Source organism: Alphaproteobacteria bacterium, assembly GCA_040905865.1.
Lineage (GTDB): Bacteria > Pseudomonadota > Alphaproteobacteria > UBA8366.
In genome coordinates this window covers 71,736-79,778 of the sequence record JBBDQU010000070.1, presented here as the reverse complement: position 1 = coordinate 79,778, position 8,043 = coordinate 71,736, and the positions used below count along the sequence as shown (strand labels likewise).

Genomic DNA, 8,043 nt, shown 5'->3' with positions numbered 1-8,043 from the left:
GAGAATTGAATCACGACCGCGCGACGCTGGGAAGGGTTTTTCCGCAGCCTGTTAGATGGCTGCATTGGAAATGAACCTGATGATATTGCAGATGATCTGAAAGAGGCTCAACGAAGGAAGGCAGAAAATATCCCTCCTGGCTATATGGATGATAGCAAGGCCGGATTAGGCTTTGCTGGCGACTACTTAATGTGGAAGCAAATACTCTCACACGGCAAGGAGAAACAAAATTCCGTGATACTTGTTACTTCGGAATCTAAGGAAGACTGGTGGGAAAAGAAGAGCGGAAAAAGGCTCAATCCGCGCCTTGAACTCCTGCAGGAGGCTTTTGAGAAGACAGAGCAGAAAATCCTGATTTACCACACTGATCAGTTTCTCAAACTGCACCAAGAGAGAACTGGAGGTATATCTGATGAATCAGTATTGGAAGAAATCCGAGAGTATTCTTTGGCTAGGGAGCCTGCGGTCAGCGTCAGTCAGGAAGTGGATACTGCTGGCAAGAGTTCAAACAGTGGAAGGCTCAGAATAACTATTGCGCGGCCTGTTAGAAATTTCACAGGCACGGGTCGACTTGAGCCAAATTTGTCCAGTCCACCAGGTGTGACGGCAAGGCTGGAAGAAAGCCCCGACGAGGCCCCAGAGGTTCGGGTAAGGGCGAAAACTGGAACCACATTTGATTTCAACATTCATGTGTATTCCGATGAACAAGACAAGATGCTTCCAGTTGGCGAATACTTGCTCGTATATGAAGCCTCTTGCGGTGCGCAAAGAGAGGATATGGGACGGGAGGAAGCCTCCTAGTAGGCGTTCCGTCAATTTGCGCGATTAGTCTTCGCGGTCCAGTCTTGTTTTTTGCGATGCCTTCGATAGCCGCTTGGTACCCATCACCCCATTCATGTTACGTTCGCCATCACAATACGCGGCGAATGCGGCTGTCCCGCGCCGCCTTGCGAGATGGAGCGAACGCCATGACCACAAGCCACAAAAAAACCGGCCGCTGCCTCTGCGGGGCCGTTCATTTCACGGTGGAGGACGCGCCGGAGAGCATCGGCGTGTGCCATTGCGCGATGTGCCGGCGCTGGTCGAGCGGGCCGTTCTTCGCGCTGCATTGCAAGGGGGCCGTGGCGTTCGACGGGGAGCGGTATGTCGCGCGCTACAGATCCTCCGAATGGGCCGAGCGCGGGTTCTGCCGGGTCTGCGGCACCAGCCTGTTCTATCGCATTATCGACAGCGGCGAATATATCGTCAGCGTCGGGGCGCTGGACGACCAGGGCGGGTTCGTGCTGGACAGCGAAATCTTCGTCGATGAGCAGCCGGATTTTTACGCCTTCGCCAATGCGACCACGAAAATGACCGGGGCCGAGGTCTTCGCATTGTTTGCGCCGGACGGTGATGGCGACAAGCCGGAATAGCGGTGTTGCCCGGCGGTTGCTATTTTTCTTGAAATATGCTAATATTCCTTTTTGTATTTTCAGAGCGGGCGCGAAGGTGTCCGCCGCCGCGTCGGGCCGCCGGGCGTGATTCCGCCGGGCGACGGCGCCTGTCCGGGCGGCGCGGCTGGCGAAAAGGGCAGGGCCCGGCGTTCCGATGTCATGGGATGTTAAGCGATGTTAATCGATGTTAAGCGGGGCAACGTTTTTTTGCGGGGATGGCGCCGCTGCCTCTTCACCTTGCCCTGAATCCTCTTTTGGGAGGATTCAGCCTCCAGAGGAGAGGGTTCCTAAAAAAGTGGCGAAGCCGCCATTTTCTCCCTCTCTACCCCTGGGGGTGGCGAGGGTCGGGGTGAGGCGGGGGTTTCGACGCACTGGAATGGGGGGATGCCGACAAAAGCCAACAAATGCAAACAAAAGCCAATCATCCGGCAAATATTCCGGTCGCGCGCCGCCTCAGCCGTGGCTGTGCCCGCTGTCGAGCCGGAACAGTTTCGCCGCGTTGCCGCCGAGGATCGCGCTGGTGTCGATCTCGCTGAAGCCGGCGTCGCGCACGATGTTGCAGGGCGCCATGTCGCCGATGGGGAAGGGGTAGTCGGAGCCCATCATCAGGCGGTCTGTCCCGACCTTGCCGGCGAGGAATTTGAGCGCCGCCGGATCGGACAGCACGGTGTCGAAATACAGGTGCCGGAAGCCTTCGGTCGGGTCGGCGAACTGGCCGGGGTGGATCGCCGCGTTGTGCTGCAACCGGCCGAGCATGAAGGCGAGCGCGCCGCCGCCATGCGACAGCACCACCTTCATGCCGGGGTATTTCAGGAAATGCCCGGCATAGAGCAATCGCGCCACCGCCGTCGTGGTGTCCAGCCCGCGCCCGGCGGCGTTGATCAGCCCGTAATCCAGCAGCCGCGGGTCGCCGCAGCCGAACATCGGGTGGATATACAGGATCGCGCCGAGTTCCGAGGCGGCCTCCCAGAAGGGGTCGAGGTCCGGGTCGTCCAGGTTGCCGGAACCGCCATGCGGCTGGGTCCCGATCATGATGCCCCTGTGCCCGGCGGCAAGCACCTCGCGCAGCACCTGCGCCGCCAGGTCGCCATCCTGCAGCGGGACGCTGGCCAGCGGCGCCAGGAAGGGGGCGTCGGCGGTGGCCTCCAGCAGGGATTCGCTGAGATAGCGGCTCCAGGCGGCGCCCTCCGACGGCGGCAGTTCATAGCCGAAACCGTCCAGCCAGCCGCCGGTGACCTGGATATCGATGGCGTTCCCGGCCATCCATTTGCGGCGCGAGTCGGCGTCGCGCAGCCGGCCCATCACCGGCCGGGTCGGCGTGCCGCCGGCGAAGGCCAGCTTGAAGGTGTCGCCGTCATGCATGACATCGACATTCGGGAAGGACACCCGGCCGCCGGCCAGCGCCTCGAGCATCTTCTGCGGGATGTAATGGGCGTGGATATCGACGATCACGTTTCGTCCTCCGGTTTGCCGGGCGACGGGGCGGCGGGGTGCTGATGCAGCGCTTCCTCGACGGCGGAAAGCCGCATCGGCAGTTCGTGCAGCGATATGCCGAGCGGCGCCAGCGCGTCGTTGACGGCGCTGTTCATGGCGGCGGGCGCGCCCAGGTAGCCGCCCTCGCCCGAGCCCTTCTGCCCGTGCGAGGTCAGCGGCGAGGGGGTGCAGTGATCCGTGTCGCGGATGTCCGGGATTTCATGGGCGGAGGGCAGCAAATAATCGAGGAAGGTGCCGGACAGCAGCTGGCCATCGTCGGTATAGTCGAATTTCTCGTACAGCGCCGCGCCGATGCCATGGGCGATGCCGCCCATCATCATGCCGCGCACGATATGCGGGTTGATCACCGTGCCGCAGTCATGGGCGACGGCGTAGTCGAGGATCTCCACCCGCCCGGTCACGCGGTCGATCTCGACCAGCGGGATATGCGCCTGAAAGGAAAAGCAGGGATAGATCTGCACCTCGCCCCTGTCGTTCGGCAACTGCCCGCCGCCGGGCACCGCATGGACCTCGATGGTCTGCAACCCGGGTTCCAGGTCCGGCGGCATGCGGTGCAGTTGCCGGTGCGCGATGAACACGACCTCGTTCCAGGACAGCCTGCGGGCGGGGGCGCCGCGCACGGCGAATTCGCCATCGGCGTATTCGATATCGGCGTCGGCAACGCTCAGGTCATGCGCCGCGATGCGGATCATCCGGTCGCGCAGCCGCCGCGCCGCCTTCGATACCGCCGTGCCCAGCATGATCGCCATGCGGCTGGCCACCGGGCCGCGCGTCGGCAGGGCCTCCAGCGAATCCAGGTGCACGACGCGGATGCCGTCCGGGTCGCGCTCCAGTTCCTCGCCCGCCACCGTGGCCGCCAGCGTCTGGTGGCCCTGCCCGGCGGTATGGGTCGAAATGCCGACCGTGATCTGCCCCTGTCCGTCGATCTTCAGCAGCGCCGATTCGACGAAGGTGGTGATCCGGATCTTCTCGTTCAGCAGGTGTTCGAAGATATTGTTGCCGCCGCCCGGCTCCAGGCAGGTGGCGATGCCGAGCCCGGCCAGCCGCCCCTCGGCGCGCATCGCGTCGCGGCGCGCGACCAGCGCATCCCAGCCGGCGAAGGCGAGCACCTTGTCCAGCACCGCGTGGTAGTCGCCGGAATCGTAATTCGTGCCGGAGGGAATCCGCCACGGGAATTCGTCCCGCCGGATGAAATTGCGCCGCCGCACCGCCAGTCGGTCCATGCCGAGCGCCCGGGCGATCCTGTCGATGCCCATTTCGACGGCGAAATTGGTCGGCGCCTGCCCGAACCCGCGCACCGCGACCTGGCTGGTCTTGTTGGAGGTGACGGAGGTGACGTCGTATTCGATGCTGTTCATCCGGTAGGGGCCACACAGCGCGGAAATCGGCTTGCCCAGCTGCTGGATGGCGCGGCCGGGATAGGCGCCGACATCGTCGACGACCCGCATCTTCATGGAACGGACGAGCCCGTCGCCGTCAAAGGCCATCGTGATGTCGAACAGCCGGTCCGGGCCGTGCGCGTCGCCACCGGTCATGTTGTCGATGCGGTCCTCGATCAGCCGTACCGGAACGCCCAGCTTGCGCGCCGCATAGCCGGTCAGGACGGTCTGCTTGATGCCGCGCTTGACCCCGTAGCTGCCGCCCACATCGATGTAATTGTGTACGCGCACGGCGTTCAGCGGCAGGCGCAGGGCATCGGCGATCTGTTCCTGGTATTGCGGCATCTGGATCGAGGCCCAGACCTCCAGCATCTCGTCCTTCTCGCTCCAGCGCGACACCACGCCGAAGGTTTCGATGGGTACCGCCGAGGACCGGCCCCAGCGCGCCCGGTAGCTGATGGTGTGTTCGGCGGCGCCGAAATCATCCGCCACCGGCCCCCAGGTGAAGGTCTTCTTCAGCAGGATGTTGGAGCCGTGATCCGGGTGCACCAGCGGCGCGTCCGGCTGCATCACCCGCTCGATCCCGATGGCGGCGTCCAGCGGTTCGTATTCGACCGCGACCAGTTCGGCGGCGTCCTCGGCGATATAGCGCGAATCGGCGACGACGGCGGCGACCCATTCCCCGGCATAGCGCGTCATGTCCAGCGCCAGCGGATGCCAGCGGACCCCCGGCAGGTCGACCCCGTGATACAGGCGGTCGGTGTGCGCCGCCAGCTCCGCGCCGGTGATCACGTCCAGCACCCCGTCCATGGCCAGCGCGGCGCCGGTATCGATCGACAGGATTCGGGCGCGCGGATAGGGGCTGGAGACCAGCGCGACGTGTTTCGTATCCGGGTGCCGCACATCCTGCACGAAGGCGCCGCGCCCGGTGACGAAGCGGCGATCTTCCCTTGTGCGCCGGGGACGCGAGATATAGCGGTAGTTGGCGGTCGGGCTGTCGTCAGCCATTGTCCGCCCCCGCGTTCCGCCGCGTCGCCGCCAGCCGGACCGCCTCGACGATCTGCTGGTAGCCGGTGCAGCGGCACAGGTTGCTGCTTATCGCCTCGCGGATATCCGCGTCGCTCGGGTCCGGGTTTTCGTCCAGCAACCCCTGCGCCGCGATCAGCATGCCCGGCGTGCAGTAACCGCACTGCATGGCGTGGCAGTCCCGGAAAGCTTCCTGCAGCGGGCTCAGCCCGCCATCGGGCCGGACGAGGCCTTCCACCGTGGTGACCGACGATCCGTCCACCTGCACCGCGAAGATCAGGCAGGACCGGACCGGGACCCCGTCCAGCATGACCGAGCAGGCGCCGCAGACCCCGTGTTCGCAGCCGATATGGCTGCCGGTCAGGCCCAGTTCGTCGCGCAGGCAGTCGATCAGCGTCATGCGCGGCGGCAATGACAGGCGGACCGGCCTGCCGTTCACGGTGAATTCGATATCGATGGGGGCGGTCATGCGGCCGCCGCCGCCAGGGCGTCCCGCAGCGCCCGCTGGACCAGGTGCGGCGCGGCGCGGCGGCGGTAGGCGTCGCTGGCATGGGTGCTGCTTTCCGGGTCGATCAGGCCCGGAACCGAGGCGACGGCTTCGGCGATCGGTGCGTCTGTCAGCCGCTTGCCGACAAGGGCGTCTTCGACCGCCGGCAACCGCAACGGCGTCGGCGCGCATCCGCCAACCCCGACCGCCGCCCTTGTACAGATCCCGTCGGCATCCAGCGCGATTTGGGCCGCGGCGCTGACCAGCGCGTAATCGCCCCTGCGGGGCGCGATTTCATGGAAGCCGCAGCCGGTGACGCCGCTCCAGACCGGAAAGCGGATCGCGGCGAGGATCTCGTCGGGCGCCAGCGCCGTCATCATCGGCCCTTCGAAGAACCCCTTCGCCGGGGCCTCGCGCCGGCCGTTCCTGCCGTGGATGACGAACGTGGCGTTCAGCACGAGCGCGACCAGCGGGATTTCGGCGCTGGCGTCGCCCAGCGCGATGCTGCCGCCGATGGTGCCGCGATTGCGGGTCTGATGGTGGCCGACATGGGGCAGCGCCGCGGCGAGCAGCGGCAGCTTCCGGGCGGTGACCGGGTCCTTTTCCACCGCGCGCTGACGGGTTCCCGCGCCGATTTCGACATGGTCGCCCCGGTCGCGGATGCCCTGCAGTTCGGCGATCCGGCTGATATCGACCAGATGGGTCGGCCGGGCCAGCCGCATCGCCATCATCGGCACCAGCGACTGGCCGCCGGCGAGCACGCGGCGGTCGGCATCGTCGCCGGCGCCGGCCAGCAGGGCGCAGGCTTCGGCCAGCGTCGCCGGGCGGAAATAGTCGAAGGCGGCAGGTTTCATGTCACTCCCCCGCCGCGACGTTACGGGCTATCGACCGGCGCGACAAGCCGGCGGTTTGCCCGCGACCAGATCGGCCAGCGCGGCGGCAACAGCGGCGTTCCCCTCCCGGTTCAGATGGCCGTCTCCGGGGATGAAAAAAGCCTCGGGCCTGATATCGGCGGTGTCCGCGGCGCAGCTCAGCGTTTCGCGCGCGTCGAGGAATGTCTGGCCGCGCTCGCGCAGGGTTCCGGTCAGGAAATCGTAACGCCAGTTGCGCGGCTTGGTGAAGGCCGAATGACCGGTGAAGACGATCCAGCGCAAATCGTGCCGGCGGCGTTCGGCCTCGGCGATGATCTCGCCGATCAGGTAGCGGTTCAGCGCGATTTTCTCCCGGCGCTGGCAGGGGGCTTCCGAACGGTCGAAGCCGGTCTGGATCAGTTCCGCCAGCGACCGCAGGACCGCCAGCGCATAACTGTCGATGAGTTCGCCGGTGTCGGGGGCCGCCGCGTCCGGCGCGGGTGGCGGCACCAGGGTGTAGCCGGTTTCCGTCTTCTGGAAGTGCGGCTTGGGACCGAAGAAATAGCCCAGGACCGACCGGTCCAGATCGGTGGTCAGGATGCCGATGAAAACCGGGCTGCCGGGGGCGATATCGGCGGCTTTCTGCCGGTAGCGCAGCCATATCTGGTCGACGCCATAGCCCGGCACGCCGTAATTCAGGGACTGCCGCGCCGGGTTCGCGGACTCGAACAGGGCCGGCACCGATCCGTCCGGTTTCCCGACCCCGGCAACGAAGGAATCGCCGAAGAACCAGGCCTTGGGGCGGCCGTCGATCGCGGCGGGCCAGCGCAGCCCTTCGGGATTTCCCGCCGCCGGCTGCCCGACCCAGCCCAGTTCCGCATCGTAGACCTTGTTGGAGAACGCGTTGCCCGGCGCTTTCACCAGCCGGTAGAACGTCTCGCCGCAGACGGGATTGGCGAAATAGGACGGGTTGGTGAGCAGGCTTAGCGGTACTTCCCTGACAATGCCGATGCGGATCGCGACTTCGAGGAGAATCATCACGACAACAAACTGGCCGAGGATGAGTCCGTTCAACCGGGCCGTCTCGGGCAGGTTGGCGCGAATCAGCGATGCGACGCCCCATGCCGCCGCGGCGGCGCCGACGCATATCATCGCGGCGAACAACGCGATCCGCGCCGTCGTGGAGATGCCTGAATGCTGCGCGGGAAGGTCGATCAGGACCGCCTGCCGGACCGCGGGGTCGAGCAGGACCGGCGCCAGTCCGTACAGCGTCCAGATGCCGAAGCCCAGGAAGGCGGCGCCGTAGAAGAAACTGAACGTCCGGTGGATCCGCGTGGTTCTGATCAGAGGTACGACCATCGGGTGCCTTCGTA

General features: G+C 65.4%; 7 protein-coding genes. 2 read left to right on the top strand and 5 right to left on the bottom strand.

What is annotated here, in order from left to right; translation table 11 throughout:
• Positions 1–9 precede the first annotated feature (9 nt).
• Both WD767_15755 and WD767_15750 read left to right on the top strand, forming a co-directional pair.
• Complete coding sequence (locus WD767_15755) at positions 10–801, top strand: PIN-like domain-containing protein (GenBank protein MEX2617548.1); 792 nt, start codon at positions 10–12, stop codon at positions 799–801.
• 167 nt (positions 802–968) lie between these two features.
• Positions 969–1,412 (top strand): GFA family protein, encoded by a 444-nt coding sequence (locus WD767_15750; protein MEX2617547.1) that lies wholly within the window; start codon positions 969–971, stop codon positions 1,410–1,412.
• Between the two features lie 474 nt (positions 1,413–1,886).
• Here WD767_15750 and WD767_15745 read toward each other — a convergent pair whose 3' ends face one another.
• The 5 genes from WD767_15745 to WD767_15725 are packed head-to-tail and all read right to left on the bottom strand — an operon-like array spanning position 1,887 to position 8,029.
• The gene (locus tag WD767_15745; protein ID MEX2617546.1) at positions 1,887–2,885 is read right to left on the bottom strand and encodes an amidohydrolase family protein; all 999 of its coding nucleotides are present in this window, start codon (positions 2,883–2,885) and stop codon (positions 1,887–1,889) included.
• Positions 2,882–5,314, bottom strand: coding sequence for a xanthine dehydrogenase family protein molybdopterin-binding subunit (locus WD767_15740; protein ID MEX2617545.1), 2,433 nt, complete (start codon positions 5,312–5,314; stop codon positions 2,882–2,884). The genes WD767_15745 and WD767_15740 overlap by 4 nt, the downstream gene beginning before the upstream one ends.
• Positions 5,307–5,801, bottom strand: a complete 495-nt coding sequence (locus WD767_15735; protein MEX2617544.1) for a (2Fe-2S)-binding protein — start codon at positions 5,799–5,801, stop codon at positions 5,307–5,309. Before WD767_15735 ends, WD767_15740 begins: the two co-directional genes overlap by 8 nt.
• On the bottom strand, positions 5,798–6,673 hold the full coding sequence (locus WD767_15730; GenBank protein ID MEX2617543.1) for a xanthine dehydrogenase family protein subunit M: 876 nt from the start codon (positions 6,671–6,673) through the stop codon (positions 5,798–5,800). Before WD767_15730 ends, WD767_15735 begins: the two co-directional genes overlap by 4 nt.
• 27 nt (positions 6,674–6,700) lie before the next feature.
• Positions 6,701–8,029, bottom strand: coding sequence for an SGNH/GDSL hydrolase family protein (locus tag WD767_15725; protein ID MEX2617542.1), 1,329 nt, complete (start codon positions 8,027–8,029; stop codon positions 6,701–6,703).
• Positions 8,030–8,043: the final 14 nt, after the last annotated feature.